Origin of the sequence: Streptomyces sp. P3 (assembly GCF_003032475.1) — a bacterium.
In the GTDB taxonomy this organism is placed as follows: Bacteria; Actinomycetota; Actinomycetes; order Streptomycetales; family Streptomycetaceae; genus Streptomyces.
The window spans coordinates 7023533-7040947 of record NZ_CP028369.1 but is presented as its reverse complement, the minus strand read 5'-3'; the positions used below and the strand labels follow the sequence as shown (position 1 = coordinate 7040947).

13 protein-coding genes and 1 pseudogene are annotated in these 17415 nt (G+C 71.0%); 5 read left to right on the top strand and 9 right to left on the bottom strand.

Annotation, left to right across the window (positions count from 1 at the left end; all coding sequences use genetic code 11):
• Positions 1-34: 34 nt before the first annotated feature.
• Together C6376_RS44015 and C6376_RS30855 are read left to right on the top strand one after the other, a co-directional pair.
• Positions 35-391, top strand: a complete 357-nt coding sequence (locus C6376_RS44015) for a hypothetical protein (RefSeq protein WP_159083306.1) — start codon at positions 35-37, stop codon at positions 389-391.
• 197 nt (positions 392-588) lie between these two features.
• A complete protein-coding gene (locus C6376_RS30855) occupies positions 589-1089 on the top strand; it encodes a CBS domain-containing protein (RefSeq protein WP_107449290.1) in 501 nt (166 codons plus the stop codon).
• Positions 1090-1152: 63 nt separating this feature from the next.
• Here the strand turns inward: C6376_RS30855 and C6376_RS30850 are convergent, their stop codons facing one another.
• The 4 genes from C6376_RS30850 to C6376_RS30835 form a co-directional block, all read right to left on the bottom strand.
• Positions 1153-1746: a hypothetical protein gene (locus C6376_RS30850; protein WP_216825624.1), complete on the bottom strand. Its 594-nt coding sequence runs from the start codon at positions 1744-1746 to the stop codon at positions 1153-1155.
• Between the two features lies 1 nt (position 1747).
• Positions 1748-6640 carry a DNA repair ATPase gene (locus C6376_RS30845; RefSeq protein WP_107446405.1) on the bottom strand — a complete coding sequence of 1631 codons (4893 nt, stop codon included), beginning with the start codon at positions 6638-6640 and terminating at the stop codon, positions 1748-1750.
• 134 nt (positions 6641-6774) lie between these two features.
• Positions 6775-8808 carry a flotillin family protein gene (locus C6376_RS30840; RefSeq protein WP_173985766.1) on the bottom strand — a complete coding sequence of 678 codons (2034 nt, stop codon included), beginning with the start codon at positions 8806-8808 and terminating at the stop codon, positions 6775-6777.
• Between the two features lie 76 nt (positions 8809-8884).
• The gene (locus C6376_RS30835) at positions 8885-9376 is read right to left on the bottom strand and encodes a hypothetical protein (protein ID WP_216825623.1); all 492 of its coding nucleotides are present in this window, start codon (positions 9374-9376) and stop codon (positions 8885-8887) included.
• 246 nt (positions 9377-9622) lie between these two features.
• Between C6376_RS30835 and C6376_RS30830 the strand changes: the two genes are divergently transcribed.
• Positions 9623-10681 carry a CdaR family transcriptional regulator gene (locus tag C6376_RS30830; protein WP_107446404.1) on the top strand — a complete coding sequence of 353 codons (1059 nt, stop codon included), beginning with the start codon at positions 9623-9625 and terminating at the stop codon, positions 10679-10681.
• Positions 10682-10788: 107 nt separating this feature from the next.
• Here C6376_RS30830 and C6376_RS30825 read toward each other — a convergent pair whose 3' ends face one another.
• Positions 10789-11349, bottom strand: coding sequence for a DM13 domain-containing protein (locus C6376_RS30825; RefSeq protein ID WP_107446403.1), 561 nt, complete (start codon positions 11347-11349; stop codon positions 10789-10791).
• 485 nt (positions 11350-11834) lie between these two features.
• Between C6376_RS30825 and C6376_RS30820 the strand changes: the two genes are divergently transcribed.
• Positions 11835-12368: a TerD family protein gene (locus C6376_RS30820; RefSeq protein WP_107446402.1), complete on the top strand. Its 534-nt coding sequence runs from the start codon at positions 11835-11837 to the stop codon at positions 12366-12368.
• Between the two features lie 194 nt (positions 12369-12562).
• Here C6376_RS30820 and C6376_RS30815 read toward each other — a convergent pair whose 3' ends face one another.
• The 3 genes from C6376_RS30815 to C6376_RS30805 form a co-directional block, all read right to left on the bottom strand.
• Positions 12563-13675, bottom strand: a complete 1113-nt coding sequence (locus C6376_RS30815; protein WP_107446401.1) for a sensor histidine kinase KdpD — start codon at positions 13673-13675, stop codon at positions 12563-12565.
• A 2-nt stretch (positions 13676-13677) separates the two neighbouring features.
• Positions 13678-14427, bottom strand: coding sequence for a response regulator transcription factor (locus C6376_RS30810; protein ID WP_107446400.1), 750 nt, complete (start codon positions 14425-14427; stop codon positions 13678-13680).
• A gap of 222 nt (positions 14428-14649) precedes the next feature.
• A complete protein-coding gene (locus tag C6376_RS30805; protein ID WP_107446399.1) occupies positions 14650-15996 on the bottom strand; it encodes a hypothetical protein in 1347 nt (448 codons plus the stop codon).
• Between the two features lie 113 nt (positions 15997-16109).
• Between C6376_RS30805 and C6376_RS30800 the strand changes: the two are divergent.
• Positions 16110-16385, top strand: a pseudogene (locus C6376_RS30800) (hypothetical protein); the annotation flags it as partial.
• A 204-nt stretch (positions 16386-16589) separates the two neighbouring features.
• Here the strand turns inward: C6376_RS30800 and C6376_RS30790 are convergent.
• Positions 16590-17387, bottom strand: a complete 798-nt coding sequence (locus C6376_RS30790) for a bifunctional 2-polyprenyl-6-hydroxyphenol methylase/3-demethylubiquinol 3-O-methyltransferase UbiG (protein ID WP_254076421.1) — start codon at positions 17385-17387, stop codon at positions 16590-16592.
• Between the last annotated feature and the right edge of the window lie 28 nt (positions 17388-17415).

Here is a 17415-nt window from a genome sequence, read left to right as displayed (position 1 = left end):
CCGCTGGGCGGCACCCGGATATGGAGCGTGAACCTTGTTCCCCTGGCTGTGGCTGATCGGTTGGTCGGCATTCGCCCTCCCTCTGGCGATCGCCTCGTTGCGAGGCTGGGCACCCGCGCGAGTACGACGTCGTACGAGCCCGTGGGGCATCCGCGTGCGAGGGGTGGCGCTGCTGGTGATCTGGATCGGCGGTCTGGTGGTTCCCATGCTGCGGTGGAGCGGCCTGGACACCGAGGACGCCACGTTTTTCGGCTCGACGATGGAGGTTGGCGCGCTGATGTTCGCCGCTGGACTCATCGGCGGATCACAGCTCAGTGAGCGGTTCTACCGGCGGAGTGTGCGGTCTCAGGCAGCCGAGGAGGCCCCCGGCAGCGGCGGGCCACCATGGTGAGCTCGGGTGCAGCCCGGCGAAATGGACGCCAGGACCTCGGCCACCCGGAACCAGTCGGACCACGGTTGGTGACCAGAGCGGAGTGATGCGTGTTCGAACAGGGCCGCTGCGTATGTTCCGCGTCAATGACCTGGCCCGCGCCCCGAAACCGTACGACGCTGGGCACAGGAACATTTCCAGTGGAAGAGGAGCCCGCCGTGCGCGCTCGTGACCTGGCGGTCGAATACGAAACGGTGAGCGTCGACAGCGACGCCATGGACGCTGCCCGGCTGATGGCCGAGCACAGACTGCCGGGCCTGCTGGTGCTCGACGAGCGGGGCGAGCCGAAGGCGATCCTGCCGGCCTCCCAGATGATCAAAGTGCTGGTGCCCGCCTACGTCGTCGAAGACCCGGCCCTCGCCGCCGTCGTCGACGAAAAGCACGCCGACCGGCTCTGCCAGGCACTGGCCGGCCGCCGTGTCGGGGACTGCCTGTCCAGCAAGGCGGCCCCGCCGCCGATCGCCGACCCGGACGACACAGCGCTGGAGGTGGCCGCGCTGATGGCGCAGGTACGCAGCCCGCTGGTGGCGGTCGCCGAGAAGGTCAAAGCCGGACCGGGCGGCCGGGAACCAGGCAGTATCCGCTTGCTGGGCGTGATCACGGCCTCGCACCTCCTGCACGAACTGCTGGGCGCTGCGGGAGCGTTGAGCACCACGTGACCGCGCTGTGAAACTCGCGCGTGTGCCGGCTGCTCAGTGACAGGGCGGTCTTGGGCCGTCGGGTCAGCCGATCCCGCCGGCCTCCACCAGCGCCACGACATACGCGCAGACGAGCCCCACCTGTGCGAGGAACACGAGCACGGTGTGGACGGCGAGTTGGCCAGGGCGCCCGGTCCCGAGGCAGACCCGTGCCGCCCGGCTCACCCTGGGACGGCGTCCCATGACGACCCCCGGCTGCCGTTCGAGCGCCCGCCGCAGCGCGCGCCGCCCGGCTGTGGAGGTAACGCCGAGCCGCACCCCATGTGCGTCGCGGACAAGCAGGGCCCGGTGGACAGTGCCGTACGAGAACGTCGTCCGCAGCCGGACACTCGCGATGCGGCGCAGGTCGACGGACCGTATGCCGGTCAGGGTCCGCGCGGTCATTCTGGCCGACGAGCAGCGCGTCGGCGCGCGTTCCGCGCACAGCTCGACCCACAGCAGGAAGGCCACCGGACCAGTCACGAGCCCCACCGCCGCGCCCGACCGGACCATGCCACCGACGGCGAAGGGCAGCACGAGCAGCGCCACGACCAGGCCCGTGCCCGCACGCGCCCGGCGGCGGGCCGTGCCCGCGTCGGGCAGTTCCCGAGGCAGCGGTGCCGGACGGATGCGCGGCACCTCAGTACCCCCCGTGGCCAGGGTCGGGGCGGGCCGCGTGTCGGGCACTGGGGTCGGCGATCAGGTGGCGTGGATCGGCGGCGCGGTTGATCGCCGACTCGACGGCCGCGACCCGGTCGGCGAGCAGGCCGAGGGTGGCCACCGCGCGGGTGAGGGGGTCGTCGTCCGGTCCGCCCAGGGTCTGGGTGCGGACATACGCTGTCTTCAACTCGACCCAGCGCAGCGTCTGTTCGTCGGTGAGCGTGCCGCGCAGCTCAGCCAGCTTCAGCAGGTTGGCCTCGGCTCCGGTGGTGAGGGTCTGGGCCTCGGCCCGGTAGTGGTCGTCGATCAGCGCGGCGAGCTCGGTGCCGTTCATGACTGGCTGGATGCGCTGGGCGATCTTGTTCATGTTGCGGTAGGAGCCCTGGAGCTGGAAGGGCGGTTCGGAGCGGGTGGCGTCGGACTGGCCGGCGGAGGCGATGTAGGAGGCGTTCACCGCAAGGACCGTCTCGCGGGCCGCGAGCAGGTGCCGCAGTACGGCCAGGATCCGCTCCAGTTCAGCTGGGGCGTACGGGTGGGCCGGCCGATCGGCGCGGGCCGTCGCGTCGCCCTCGGCCAGGCGGATGAGCACGTCGAGGTCGGCGCGGTCGCGACCGGCGAGCGGGGCGAGGGTGGGGTTGGCGGTGAGCGAGTTCTCGATGAAGCTGAGCGCGAAGGCGTCCTGTTTGCCGGTCAGGACGTCGCCGAGGTTCCAGACGTCGGCGCGGTTGGCGAGCATGTCGGGGACGCAGAAGCGGCTGCCGTACTCGGTGTAGGGGTTGCCGGCCATGCAGACGGCGAAGCGCTTGCCGCGCAGGTCGTAGGTGCGCGGCTGGCCGTCCCGGACGCCCTCGATGCGGCGGGTGGCGTCGCACAGCGGGATGAACTTCTGCAGCAGCTCGGGCGAGGTGTGCTGGATGTCGTCCAGGTACAGCAGTGTGTTGTTGCCTGTCTCCAGCGCGAAGTTGATCTTATCGACCTCCTGGCGGGCGGTGGCGTTCGGAGCCTCGGCCGGGTCGAGGGAGGTCACCGCACGGCCGAGCGCGGGTCCGTTGACCTTGACCAGGATCAGGCCGAGGCGGTCGGCTACGTACTCCATGAGGGTCGTCTTGCCGTAGCCGGGTGGTGAGATGAGCAGGAGCAGGCCGCCGGTGTCGGTGCGCTTGGACTCGCCCGTGGTGCCCAGTTGCTTGGCGAGGCTGTCGCCGACCAGCGGCAGGTACACCTCGTCGATCAGCTTGCTGCGCACGAACGCGGACATCACCGTCGGCCGGTACTCGTCCAGGCGGAGGCGGGTGCGCTCGGCGGTCACCAACGCCGCGCGGCGCCGCTGGTAGGCGCGGTGGGCGGGGACGTCTTGGGCGCGGAACTCCCTTGTGCGGGCGAGGAATTCGTCCACCCGGATCGTGAGCCTACGGCCGCTGATGCGCGGGTGGGCGCCCAGCAGCCCCTCCACGCACTGGGTCAGTGGTGCGTCGGACTCGTAGCGGTGCAGGTCCGGGCAGAGCTCGGCGGCCACCGCCTCGGCCAGGTCGCCAGGGGTGATCTCCGTGCCGGTCGCGGTGGTGTACGACGTCAGCCACGCCTCCACCAGCTGCCTGCGTGCGGCCGGGTCGGGGAGGACGGCGAGGTCGTCGTCGTAGGGCGATGTGCCCACCGTGCGGCGGAACTTGTCGAGCAGCGTGCGGGTGCCGGCGCTGATGACGAAGCCGTCGGGGCCGCTCGTCAGCTCCTCGAAGAGGTAGGCGGCCGCCGCTCGTGTGCCGATCGCCTCAGCCAATTCGGCCACGAGGTCGTCGATGGCGGGCGCGGGCCCGAACGTGTCCCGGGCGCGCGCCAACGACATCGCCCGCCGGGTCCAGCTCTCGCGCTCCTCGGCGGTCGTGCCGTGCGCCCAGAAGAGCTGGGCGGTGGCGCGGGCGGCGGGCTCGTGGCGGAGCAGGCCGGCGTCCTCGCGCAGGCGCAGAAGTGCGGCGAGGATCGCGGTCGCGTCGTGGTCGTGGACGCCGCGCTGGTAGCCCTCGTCGTATGCCGCCTCCGCCGCCTGCCGGACGACGGCGGACAGGTCGGCCTCCGCGAGCGCGGTCGGGCCGTGTTCGTCCAGCAGCCGGGCGGCGAGGTGCTCGGCGCGGTAGACCTCCGGCGACTCCGACGGCAGCGGGCGGTCCCAGTACAGCCGGGTGGCGGCGAAGTCGGGGTCCGTGACCGGCGAGCGGTAGTCGGTGCCGGTGAGCGCGAAGGCGAGGGTGTCACCGTGCGGGACGAGGGTGAGATCGAGTGGCTGGGTGTTGACGGCGAAGCAGTGAGTGCCCAGGCGGAGGGTGCGGCCGTCGTCGGCGTACAGGTCGGTGCGGTCGCGCAGGGCGCGCAGCGCCTCCTGGCGGGCAGCCTTCAGCCGGCCGTCCAGTTCCTCCGCCCGTACCTGGTCGCCGAGTTCGCGTAGCTCGTCGGCGAGACGGCGGACCTTGGCGGCCGTCGGGTCGGAGGTGAAGTACGTGGCGATCGCGTCCGCGTCGGCGAGCGCGCCCGCGCGGCGGGCGACCGTCTGCAGGACGCGCCTCGCCGAGTCGGCCACGCGCTCGGCGCGGCGGGCGCGGGTGTCGGCCAGGGTCTGCTTACGGGCGGAGAACGCCCCGTGGACCTCGTCGCGCTTGTCCGCCAGCTCGCCGAGGAAGTCGTCGGACTCGGAGAACCTGGACTCCAGGTTCTCCACCCGCACCAGCATGCGGGTGAGTTGCTCGTCGCACCCCTCGGGGCTGTCGGCAGCCGCGAGCGCGCCGATGACGGCCTGGCCGAGCAGCGCGAACTCGGCGGCGAACTCGGCCCGCCCCTCACGGTCGAGAAGCGCGCGGCGGCAACCGTCGAGGGTGGCTCGGGCGCGGTTGATGTCGCCGAGGACTTCGGCGATCCGCTCCAGGATGGACGTGCGGACGGTGGCGTCGCCGATGTCGAGCCCGGCGACGACCTCGGTCACGGTGCGCAGTCCGTCGGCGAGGTCGCCGAGGCGGGCGGCGACAGGCGCGGCTTCGGCGACGGTGGCGATCGCCTCGGCATCGGCGGCGAGCTGCTCGATGTCGGCCTGGTGGCCGGCGAAGGCGTCCTCGCGGGCGAGGTGAGCGACGGCCCGCTGCCCGAAGGAGGCGAGTTCGGCCTCGGCGCCGGCGGCGAGTTCGTCGATGCGCGCGGCGTCGGCGTACCGCGTGTCCTTGAGGGTGAGCAGGTGGCCCTGCGCGTGGCGCAGCTCGGTCAGGCCGGTCACCCAGGCGCCTGCGCTGCGCGGGGCCTCGCCGCGCAGGCGTCGAACGACCGCCGCTACCCGTGCGGCGGCTTCGGCCAGTGCGTCGGCGGCCTGGCGGGTGAGAGCCTGGACGGTTTCGAACTCGGCCAGCACCTGCTCGGCGGTGGTCCGCACCTGGGTGAGCGGCTCGTGCAGATCTCCGAGCTCGGGATGGCTCAGCCAGTGGTACGAATCCGTGGCCCGGACGCAGGCGGCGGCCAGTGCCTCGTACACCTCGCTCGTCGGGGTGGTCTCGGTGACCGCGCGCGTGATGGACAGGCAGTCGGAGATGCCGCGGACGAGGTCGGCGTTGCCGACACGGGCGAGCGGGCCGGCCCCTACCGGCTGGGTGGCGGTATGGGTGTCGGAGACGAACGGGGAGTTCCAGAGCTGGACGGGGTGGACGCGCTGCGGTTCGTCGCTGTCTGCTCGCAGGGCCACCAGCGTGCCGTCGTCGAAGAGGGCCCAGCCGTGGCAGGACAGCGGGGTGGCGACCTCCTTGCGGATCATGTTGTAGGGCAGCAGCAGACTGCGGCCTTCCACGCGCGCGTGGAAGGCGAAGAGAACGTCCTCGCCGTTGGGTGAGCGGACCACTCGCTCGAATTCCAATTCCTCGGTGTCGAGCCCGTCGAACGTCTTGTACCTGCCTGTGGCCAGGCAGTATCCGCCGGGGAAGACGATGCCCTGGTCCTCGGGCAGCCGACGGCACGCCCGGCCGATGCCATCGAGGCGGACGACGCTCTTCGTGAGCGTGTTGAAGACCAGGTAGCGGTGGACGTCCTCCTTGTAAGGGAGGACGTCCAACAGGACGAGAGCGCCCACGCGCGCGTACGCGATGTCCGCGTCGGCAAGGGACTGCAGCGGCTCGGCGACCGGCTCTGCGTACATCCCCTCGCCCGTCTCGGTGTTGTCCTCGACCTTGACGGTCAAGGTGCCGCCGACGGTCTCGACGAAGACCTCGCCCTCGATGGAGACGTGCGGGTGGCGGCCGAGGACGTGGTCCTCGCGGGTCGTCCGCGTCCATGCGAAGTCGTGGGAAGGCGGGAAGACGTGGTCGCGCTCGCCGCGCGCGTCCAGGAAGGACGCACGGCCGTCGTCGGAAAGGGCCCAGCGCAGCACGCGGATGTCGCCGGCCTTCTCGCCGGTCTGGAAGACGGCCAGCAACTTGCCTTCGACACGGCGTAGTTGCAGGAGGTGGGTCTGCCGGTAGTAGCGGTAGAGGGCGGCAAACTCGCGGACGAAGGCGGGGTCGTCGATCAGGCCCGGCACGGCGTCCTCGGGCAGGCGGTTCAGGTCGCGGTCGTACAGCGCGAAGACGTCGCCCACCGTGGTCTCCGGCTTGAGCCCGAGGAACCCGAGGAAAACGTTGTGGCCGAAGAGCAGCGTGTCGCCGACGGAGACGATGTCGCGGGGCACGCAGGTGTGCTCGGTGCGCAGCCGCTCGGTGCTCGTCAACTCCAGCCGGGTGGAGCCGAACTCCTCGGTCCGCCGGGCGTTGAGCGCCTCGGCGCGGCGGGCGAGCTCGGCGGCCTGCGCGGTGAGCCGGTCGCGCAGCACCTCGTACGTGCCGGCGTCCGGACCGGTGGTCCCGGTGGTCATGGGGTCCCTCTCGGGTGTCGGAGAAACGTGGTCCGGAGCTGCCGTCCCCTGTGCGGCAGCTCCGGACCACGGGCCGGGGGTCGGGCCGTGGCGGCAGCGTGGGTCCTGGCATGCCGGTCAGGCCCCGGCGAGGGTCAGGCCCTGACGTTGCCGTTGAGAGCGGTCAGCGAGGTCTCGGCGAGGCCCAACTCGCCGGCCTTGTCCAGGAGCTGCCGGAACTGTCCGGCGTTCGCGCCGCCGTTGTTCATGAGCTTCATCAGCAGGGCGGAGACGGTCAGGTTCTGCACGTCTGCTGTGGAGACCGAGCCGAGGACGCGGCTGAGGTCGTCGGTGAAGCTGGAGGTGCCGTCCAGCCAGGGCTTGGCGAGCGCCTGGACCGTTTCGGAGTGCTGGACGAAGCCGTCGACACCCTTGCCGAGCGCGATCGAGGACACCAGCCGGTCGAAGAAGACCGAGTCCCCGCCGACGATGTTGATGTCGGCGTTCTCCAGCCCGGTGGCCAGCACCGTGGCCTGTGCCTCGGCGACCTGCCGCTGCACATCCAGCCCGGCAAGGCGGATGTCCTTCTCGGCCTCCAGGCGCAGCCGGTACTCCTCGTGACCGCGGGAGGCGTCGTCCAGGGCGGCCATCGCGGCCGCCTTCTCGGTGAGACCGGCGGCCTCGGCCTTCAGCTTCCCGCTGATGCCTTCGGCCTCGGCCAGCGCCTTGGCACGCGCACCGTCGGCTTCGGCACGCAGCCTGGCCTGGGTCGCCTCCGCCTCCGCGCGGCCGGCCTTCTCGATGACCTCGGCCTCCTTGTCGCGGACCTGGACGGCCGCTAGGCCCTCGGCGGCGGTCTCGGCCTGGATGCCCTCGGCGAGGCGCAGCTTGGCCTGTGCGTCGAGGTCGGCGCTCTTCAACCGGGCCTCGGCGAGGGTGAGTTCCTCGGCGGCGCGGTGGACGGCGGCATGCTCGGCGGCCTCGGCCGCCTTGATGTCCTTGACCAGCTTCTCCTGCGCCTCGGCCTCGGCGGCGATGATCACGGTTTGCCGGCCGCGCTCGGCCTCCTCCACGGCCCGCAGCTTCTTGATGGCCTCCTCCTGCTCGGCGACCGTACGGTCCACGGCGACCCGCTCGCGGATGACCTCGGCGATCTCCCGCTTCTCCGCCTCGACCTCCTTGGCGGCGGCGATCTGCGTCAGCTGCGTCTCCCGCTCCCGCGCGATGACCTCGAGCTGCCGGTCCTTCTCGATGCGCTCGTTCTCGACGGCGATGACCCGCTCGCGGTTCTTCGCCGCGACGGCGACCTCACGGGCCTGGTTCTCCCGCTGTATACCGAGCTGTTCTTCGGTCTTGAGGAACGCGCCCTGGGCACGCAGCCGCTCCTCCTCCATGACCCGCGCCGTCTCGGCCTCTTCGCGGGCCCGTACGGTGTCGATCTCCCGCTTCTGCTTGATCTCGGCGTCGGCCTGGCGCCGCTCCAGCTCCAGGATCGCTTCGCGCGCGTCGACGTTCTGCCGGGTGATCTCCTTCTCCTCCGTGCGCTGGGCCTCGTTGGTGCGCACGTGCTCCACGGCTGTCAGCTCGGTGATCTTGCGGATGCCCTGGGCGTCGAGGACGTTGGCCGGGTCGAGCTGGGTCAGCGGCGTCTGCTCCAGGTAGTCGATCGCCGCGTCCTCCAGGTGGTAGCCGTTGAGGTCGACGCCGATGACCTCGATGATCCGGTACCGCAGCTCCTCGCGCTTGGTGTACAGGTCGGTGAAGTCCAGCTGCTTGCCAACGGTCTTCAGCGCCTCGGAGAACTTCGCGTGGAACAGCTCCTGCAGCGTCCTCTGGTCGCTCGCCCGCGCCGTGCCGACGGCTTGGGCGACCTTGACGACGTCCTCGACGGTCTTGTTGACCTTCACGAAGAACGAGATCCGGATGTCGGCACGGATGTTGTCCCGGCAGATCAGCCCGTCCTTGCCGGCCCGGGTGATCTCGATGGCCTTCACCGAGATGTCCATCACCTCGGCCTTGTGCAGCACCGGCAGCACGACCTGCCCGGTGAAGGTCACGTCGACCTTGCGCAGCTTGGAGACGATCAGCGCCTTGCCCTGCTCCACCTTGCGGAACAGCTGGGAGACGACAAGTACGACGAGCAGGCAGACGGCGACGAGCACGCCGATGCCCACGATCACGGCAGTCATGGCATACGTCCTTGAGGCGTAAGGGAGTTGAGCGTGAGGAAGAGAGGCCGGAGGTGAGATCCGGCGGTGTCGGGGCTCAGGCGGCGCGGTCCCGCGGCTGGTGCACGGCGACACGGGACGCGCCCCCATGGGGATCGCGGCTCCCGGCACCTCGTGGCCCGGTGCCGCCGCCCGTGCGAGCCTCGCACAGCACGGACGGCGCGGGTTCATCCGGGAAGAGGCGGTGCAACGGCCGCACGATCAGGCAGGTCGTGGCCCAAGCGACCAGCAGGGCTCCCCCGGGCACGACTATGCGCAGCAGCCCGGTGACAGGCCCCGGGGGCGCCGACACGGCGACCACAACCGTCGCGCCGACGCTCAAGGACCAGGCGAGCACCGTCAGCACGGAGAAGGCGACCGCCACGGGCACCCCGCCCATACACCACGCCCGAAGGTCCACGTCCGTGTCGAAACTGTCGGCGCCGACGACGCCCACGGCGGCCAGGAGCCAGAAACAGACGACCACGACGAGCGCAGCGGTCAGCAGGATCGTGGGCAGGCCCGTGGCCGCTACCAGAAATGTCCGCATCGCCTGATCCCCCTCTCGCACGCGGCGCACATCAGTCGTCTCCGACGGCGCACGGTCATTCCGGGCTCGGTGCCGGGTACCTGCCGGTGTCCGGCACCGGAACCGTCCGCCGCGCTCCCCCACAGCCATGCTGCACGATCCGATCCCAGCCGCGCATTGCCGGTTCCCGGCAGTGTTCATTAGGGTCTATATGCCGGTGGCCGCTAAGAAGCCGTCACCGGCGCGTCAAGAATCCGGGGGAACCACATGACAGACCGGGCACTTCCCGAGCAGTATCTGGACGGTTACGCCGAGATCCTGACCGAGGTGTCGGCCACCGGGCGACGCCTCACCCGGGACGAGCTCGCCTCCCGCCGCGCCCTGGGCGAGCAGGCCGCCGAGGCAGGCCACGGGCTACGCGCCCTCGTCAGCGCGCATCTGACCCGCGCCCGCACGGCCTGGCCAGGTTCACCCGGCTCCGCCGACGACGCGCTTGCCGCCGTGCAGCAGGTCATCGACGCCTTCGCCGAAGGCTACGAACGCGCCCAGCTCCTGGCCGTACGCCAGGAAGAGGCCGCCCGCCGCGAGTTCATCGACGACCTCCTCTACGGCCGCAGCGACCTCGGCCGCCTCGCCGAGCGCGCCGAACGCTTCGGCCTGCGCCTGTCCCACGCGCACGCCGTCGCCGTCGCACAGGGTCCCGCCGCCTACGACGAGGGCGACCCGGTGCCCCAGCAGGTGGAACGCGCGCTCATCTCCCGCTTCGGCGACCGCAGCATCCTGCTCACCACCAAGGACGGCCGGCTGCTGTGCATCGCCCCCGGCCACCAGGACGAGGTACTCGCCCACTTCGCCAAACAGGCCCACGCCGCCACCGACGGCGGCCGGGTCGCCATCGGACGGCCCCAACCCGGCCCCGGAGGCGTCGTCCAGTCCTACGAGGAAGCTCTCAACGCCCTGGAACTCGCCGAGCGCCTCGACCTCGACGACCCCGTCCTGCGCGCCGCCGACCTGCTGGTCTACCCCGTCCTCACCCGCGACCGCCAAGCCATGGCCGACCTCGTCGCCGACACCCTGGGACCGCTCACCACCGCCCGCGGCGGCGCCCAGCCCTTCCTGGACACGCTCACCGCGTACTTCGACTCCGGCTGCGTCGCCGCCGAGGCCGCCCGCCGCCTCACCCTCAGCGTGCGCGCCCTGACCTACCGCCTGGAACGCATCCACAAACTCACCGGCGCCAACCCAGCCGATCCCGCCCACCGCTACATGCTCCAGACGGCGGTGATCGGCGCGCGGCTGCTGGACTGGCCGTCCCAAGACGTCTGACACCGCCCGCCGCACGGCCCGGCTACGCGGCTCCAGCGCGTCGAGGGCCCCAGCCACGGTCCTGGTCAGCTCCTCGGGACCGGTGCCGGGAAATGGCAGCACCGCTGTCAGACTCGGGCGAGTTCGGCGGCGCCGAACGACACGTCGAAACGGTCGCACCAGATGCTCACGCTGCGGTAGTTCGACGGATTCACGTCCCTGGGAAGGGCGTAGTTCTGGCTTCCCTTGTTGCCCTTCAGCCTGCCGAGGCTGACGTACTTCCCGTCGTCGAAGACATGCCACCCTGCCTCCCCCGGCTTCACCTGCGCGTCGGTCAACCAGACACGCAAGTCCGGTCCGTTGCTGGTGTCGAGGTTCTCCAGCCGGACGACATGGGAGCCGTCAAGCAGCCGTACGAGCTTCACCGTGCCCGAGGTCGCATGCTCGTGGCTGATCAGGTGACCACTGGCCAGCACCTGCGGACCGGTGGCCGGGGAGGGCGGTGCGAAGGTCTCTTCCGAGGGCGCCGCAGCAGGAGCGGACATCTCCGCGACCCCGGGCAGGGCCTCTTGGACGGTCTCGTCCTGCCACAGCTTCCAGGGCTGGAACCAGTACAGCCCGAAGCCGACCGCCGCCACCACAACCGCGATGACCCACGGCCCGGTCAATGCCTTCCGCACGCGCCCCATCCCCGCTCGCCTCCTGAGGTTTTCCTGTTGCGCTCCCATTCAACGGGCACGGGCGGCCGTCCCCCACCCCGCAGCTGATGACCGAATCCTTACGTCGCGCCGTCGGCCACGGGGGTCGGGAGCGGGAGACCTCCCACCTCCTCGTCGAGCGTTAATGCCAGGGGCCGGCGGTTTCCGGCCCAGCCGTTACCGGGTGCGGGCGCCCTCGCCTGCTGCGCGAGGAATGGATGCCAGGTGATGAGTGCCGCCGTGCCAGTTGCGGCGCAGTGCCGCGGGCCCGGCCGGCCAACGGCAAGGTATTGCGGAAGGCCGAGGTCGTACGCGCCCCTCAAGTAGCTGTACGCCGCAAACGTTTCCCACCGTCCACAGCAGGGCGAGCCCGATCGCGAGCTGCCGCGCGATGCTTCAACAGGACGGCCGAGAGCCATACTTGCTCATGTAGGCACCATCGCGTGGTGGCTTGAAATGAGAGAGGCAGCAATTCGGTGAGCAGCGACAGCCATGGCGTCGGGAAGGCCGAGGTACGGCTCAAATGGGACCCGAGTCCCTGGGATCAGCCACCCCACCATCTCGACATCATCGCCGCCACCTACTCGGCGGACGCCCCCTTCGGACGACCGGTGTACGTCGTCCACTTCGACAGCCGCTCACCGGACGGCACCATCAACATGAGCCGGCACAGCCAGACCGGCCAGGGCTTCGGCTACGTCGAAGCGATGACCCTGGAGCTCGATCGCCTCGCTTCCTCCTTCGCACGGGTGGTGGTGGGTGTGGCGATCCACCAGAACAGCGGCCCAAAAACCTTCGGAGACCTGTCGAACGCCGGAGTTCTGGTCGTCGAGGGGTACAGGGAGCTGCTGAAGGACGACTTCGCGCAGCTCTCCGAATACACCGCCGCGACGGTTGCGGAGTTCACCAGGGGCGACTCCGGAACGTGGGAGTACCGCGCGATGGTCCGAGGGTTCGACAGCGATCCCGTGATCTTCGTCGCCGAGATGGGCGGCACCCCACAGCCCTGACCGAGCAGCACAGGGGTTACGACCGCGACCACCGACCGTGCGGACTCCTGCCTCACCAGCGTGCGTTCATCGGACCGATCCCGACCACGTTCTGTCGCTGACCGCTCCGGATGGCCGACCGCCGTGGAACTCAGCCCGGATGCCCTTCCGGTGGTCGGCTGGTCGGCGCATTCGCTCGGCTCAGGAGCCCCCGATCACGCCTTGGCCAGGGGAAGCGTCACTTCGAAGCGGCAGCCGCCGGGGACGTTGCGTACGGCGGCCTGGCCCCGGTGAGCCTCCACGATGCCCCGGACGATGGCCAGGCCGAGGCCCGCACCGGCGGGAGGGGTGCGGGCATGGGTACCGCGCCAGCCGGTGTCGAAGACACGCGGCAGGTCCTCCTCGGGGATGCCGCCGCATCCGTCGGTGACGGACAGGACGACTCCGTCGGCGAAGCGCTCGGCGGCGACAGCGACCGTACCGTCGGAGGGTGTCCGGCGGATCGCGTTGACCAGCAGATTGCCCAGCACTCGGCTCATCTCCTTGCCGTCCACCTCGACCGGCACCGGCTCGACGCGGTCGCCGGTCAGCCACACCCCGTACTCGCGGGCGAGGGCGTCCGCTCCCGCGAGGGCGTCGCCCACGAGGTCGTACACCGACATGCGGGAGGGGGAGAGGGCGAGCGCCCCGGCGTGGATGCGGGAGAGTTCGAAGAGGTCCCCCACCATGCCGTTGAGGCGTTCGACCTCGGTGCGCATCTGGCGAAGGTAGCGCTGGGGATCGGCGGCCACGCCGTCTTCCAGGGCCTCGGACATGGCGCGCAGACCGGCGAGCGGAGTACGCAGGTCGTGCGAGATCCAGGCGACCAGCTCGCGTCTCGATGCCTCCAGGGCGCGCTCGCGATCGCGGGACTCTGCCAGCTTCGCACTGGTAGCGGCCAACTCCTGGCTGAGTGCGTCGAGTTCGGCGGTGGCCGGGCCGTTCGGTGCCGAGAAGTGGCCGCCGTCACCGAAAGAACGGGCGGCGGCGGTGAGCGCCCGGCTGCGGGCGACGACCCAGCGACCGAGCAGCAGCGCGGTGGCCAGGGAGACGACCGCCGCCATCGCGACGACCATGGTGACGACGGTCAGGTCGTGCGTGGACAGGAACATCGCCCGCGCCACGGCCAGCGTGCCCGCGAGCATGGCGGTCACGGCCACGGCGGCGACCACGGCGAGGGACGCGGTCAGCGAGCGTCGCCTGATCAGCCACAGCACACCCGCCCCGAGCAGCCCGGCCGCGACGGCGCCGAGGAAGGCGAAGAGGGCGATGAGGAGGATGTCGCGCATGGTCAGACCGCCTCCTCGCAGGGCGTGGCATCGAAGCGGTAGCCCACTCCCCACACCGTCTGGATCAGTCGGGGCCGGGCGGGGTCGTCCTCCACCTTGCCCCGCAGCCGGCGGACGTGGACGGTGACGGTGGACAGGTCGCCGAAGTCCCAGCCCCACACCTCGCGCATCAGCTCTTCACGGCTGTAGGCGCGGCCGTGGTTGCGCAGGAGGAAGGCGAGCAGGTCGAACTCGCGGAGTGTGAGGCTGAGCTCCGTGCCGTTCTTGGTAGCGCGGCGGGCTGCCGGGTCGACGGTGACGCCTGCCGCGTGCACCGGGTGAGCCGCGACGGCGGGCCGGGTCCGGCGCAGTACCGACTCGACCCGCAGGACCAGCTCACGGGGGCTGAAGGGCTTCGTGACGTAGTCGTCGGCGCCCACTTCCAGGCCCAGGATCCGGTCGCCCTCGTCGCCGCGGGCGGTGAGCATGATGACCGGCACGGGCCCGCGGGCACGCATCCGGCGGCACACTTCCAGGCCGTCGATGCCGGGCAGCATCAGGTCGAGCACCACCAGATCCGGCCGGTGCTCTGCGGCCCGCGCGAGCGCGGAGCGCCCGTCCCCGGCTACGTCCACCTGGTACCCGGCGCGGTCCAGATAGCCGGAGACGACTTCGGCGACGGTGGGGTCGTCGTCCACGACGAGGACGCGGGTCGTACCTCCGTGCTCACGTGGAGCATGTCCGGAGTCCGGGGATTCGTGCGGCTGCTGCATGCCCCCAGCTTCCCACCGGCCTCATCGCTGTGCGGCAGGGCCGCCCCGACGTCCGCGTTTCGTAAGACCTTGACGCCCGTTTGGCTTTTGCGAATCCGGCCGTTCTCGCGCCCATCGCTCCCGTCGTACGGCGTCGCCGTGTACCTCAACGGTAGTGGGGACGGCTGCCGTCGCGGGCGCGAGAAGCGCACGTCCCGTCCGCTGGTGAGCCCGATCTCATGGTCACCATCCCGTCAGCAGCAGGTGGTTGAGGAGCAGGGCGAGGGTGGCCTGTGCGGTGAGCCAGGCGCGGGGTCGGGTCAGGAACGCGCATGCCGGGATCAGCCACATCGCGAACGGCAGCCAGATGCGCTCTGTTTCCGCTTTGCTCATGCCGGAGAGGTCGGCGGCGAGGAGCGCGAGCAGGGCGGCGAGGGCGAGCAGGGCGAGGCGGGGTTCGGCGGTGGGGCGGCGCAGGCACCTGCGGACGTCCTGGCGGATGGGAGCCGCGCCGGATCGTCGCAGCCCGGCCACCGTCGCCGGGCCCACGACGAGTGCCGTGCACGCGAGGTTGGCCCACACCCAGTAGCCGTACGGGCGGATACCGCCGGCCCCTTGGTAGTAGCGGGTGACCAGCAGGTGGTACGCCTCCCACCAGTTGAAGCCCGCGAACGTGAACACGGCCGCAACGACGACGAATCCGGCGAGGACGTAGGGCAGGGGGCGCAGTCGTCGGGCGCCGAGCAGCAGGACGCCGGCGGCGATCACCGCGAACAGTGTCAGCCCGTACGAGAGATAGGCGGTGAGGCCGAAGAGGAGCCCGGAGGTGAGACCTGCCGACCGGGGCCGGTGTCCCGTGACGGCGAGGGCGAGGAACGCGACGGCCCAGGCGGCGGCCGCCGCGAAGTACCCGTCCGCGGAGGTGCCCATCCACACGGCGGCCGGGGCCAGGACCAGGAAGGGCGCGGCACGGCGGGCGAGCGCCTCCCCGGACAGCGCTCGTACGGTGATGAGGACCGCCACCGCCGCAGTCGCGCCGACGGTGATGCACCAGACGCCCGCCCAGGCCCCGCCGCCCAGCCCGATCCGGTCGAGGAGGACGAAGGTGAGGGTGGCGGCGGGGGGATGTCCGGCGACGTGCGCGGGCCAGGCGTCGGGTGAGTGGATCAGGATGTGGTGGGTGAAGTCCCGCAGGGCGGCGGGGATGTCGTGGAAGCGGTTGACGGGGTCGATGACCTGGAGGTACTCGTACTTGGTCGTCAGGCGCCGGGCGATTCCGCGCTGCCATCCGTCGACCAGGGCGAGCGAGAACGTCCACGCCATGGCGGTGCCCCAGGCAGTGCACAGCAGCGCGCGCCAGGGCAGCCGGGCGGCGAGGAGCGGACCGTACGCGACCACGGCGACGGCCACCATGATCGCGGCGGGGGTGCCGGGGCCGACGTGCGGCTCCCAATGGCCGTACAGCGGCGGCCAGCTGACATGAAGGTTTCCGTAACGGTGTTCCAGGACGGTGCCGACCACAGCCGCCGTCGTGACGAGCAGCGCTGCGGCCAGGGCCGCGGACAGGTCGCGGAGAAGATCGCGGTTCACACCGGCACGCTAGGCCGGGGAACAGCCGGATGAGGCTCCCGTGAGCCTGGACGTCAGCATTTCGTCATGAGTTGCAGGCCCGTCCTCGGCCCGTACCGGCCTACGGCCGGGACATGCGCGACCATCAACTCCCCACCTCCCCCGGTTTCTGGCGCAGCCCGTTGCGCAGCCCCTGGTTCACCTCCGTACTCGGTATCGCGCTCCTCGGTGGGATCACGGTGCTCTTCGTCACGGGCCTTGTGTCGTACGCCGCCTACAACCCCTGCCTGTCGGCGGTGAACGACAAGACCCCGGACAAGAGCCTGCTCGGCTTCTACCTCTTCGCCTGACCGACCAAGCCCCCCTGGCTCTACCGACTCACCCAGGGCGTCCACATCACCCCGGGCATCTGTCGTGCTGTGGTTCGTGGGCGCGGCGCTGGTGAACGACTTGGTGTTGCTGCCTCTGTACGCGGGCGCGGACCGGGTCGTCGCGCGGGGGCTGGGCGTGGTCGGCCGCCGGGAGTGGGCGGTCTTCGTGCGCGTCCCGGCGGCGTTCTCCGGCCTTCTGCTGCTGATCTGGTTTCCGCTGATCAGCGGGCAGGTGGCGGACCACTACAGTTCCGCCACCGCCCTGTCCGGCGACGGATTCCTGTCCCGTTGGCTTTTGATCACGGCGGTGCTGTTCGGCGGCTCGGCGGCGGTGCTCCTGCTGCGGTCAGCGCGGTTGCGCAGGACGACGAAGGAGCGGCCGCCGGTCGTCCACTGACGCTCCGGGCGCCAGCCGGCGCGTGTCGCGAGCCGGAGCAGGGCCGGTGTGCCGAGACGGGCCCAGGGGAAGGGCGGGCCGCCCGTGGCGTGAGTGCCGGCGGTGATGCTCACGACGTGGACGGTGACGCGTTCGTCGACCTCACTGTCCGGGACCGTCTCGGCTATCAACAGGCCGTTTGGGCTGAGGAGTTGGGACATCCGCCGGAGAAGGGCGGTCGGATCGCCGCCGATGCCGACGTTGCCGTCGATGAGGAGGATCGTGTCCCAGCGCCCTTCGGCGGGGAGCGGCTCGAAGACGGAGCGTTGCAGAGCCTGGCCGCCGAGCCGCACCGTGCGGGCGACGGCGGCTTCGCTCACGTCGACGCCGAGCACCGGCCGGCCCCGGGCCGCGAGTTCGGCGACGAGCCGCCCCGGACCGCACCCCACATCGAGTACGGCGCCTTCACAGTGCTCCAGAACATCCATGTCCACCGCGTCGGCCCTGGCACACCAGCGTTCCACCTCCAGCGGCAGCAGCCAGCCGTCCGCGCGGCGGAGGAAGAGCGGACCCCGGCCGGTGACCAGGGCCTCGGAGTAGGGGTCGGCAGCCCAAGGGCGCGAGGCGCTGACGGATGCGACAGGCGCGAGGCGATCCGGGGCCATCACCCTCGGCGACGTGATCTCATGTGCG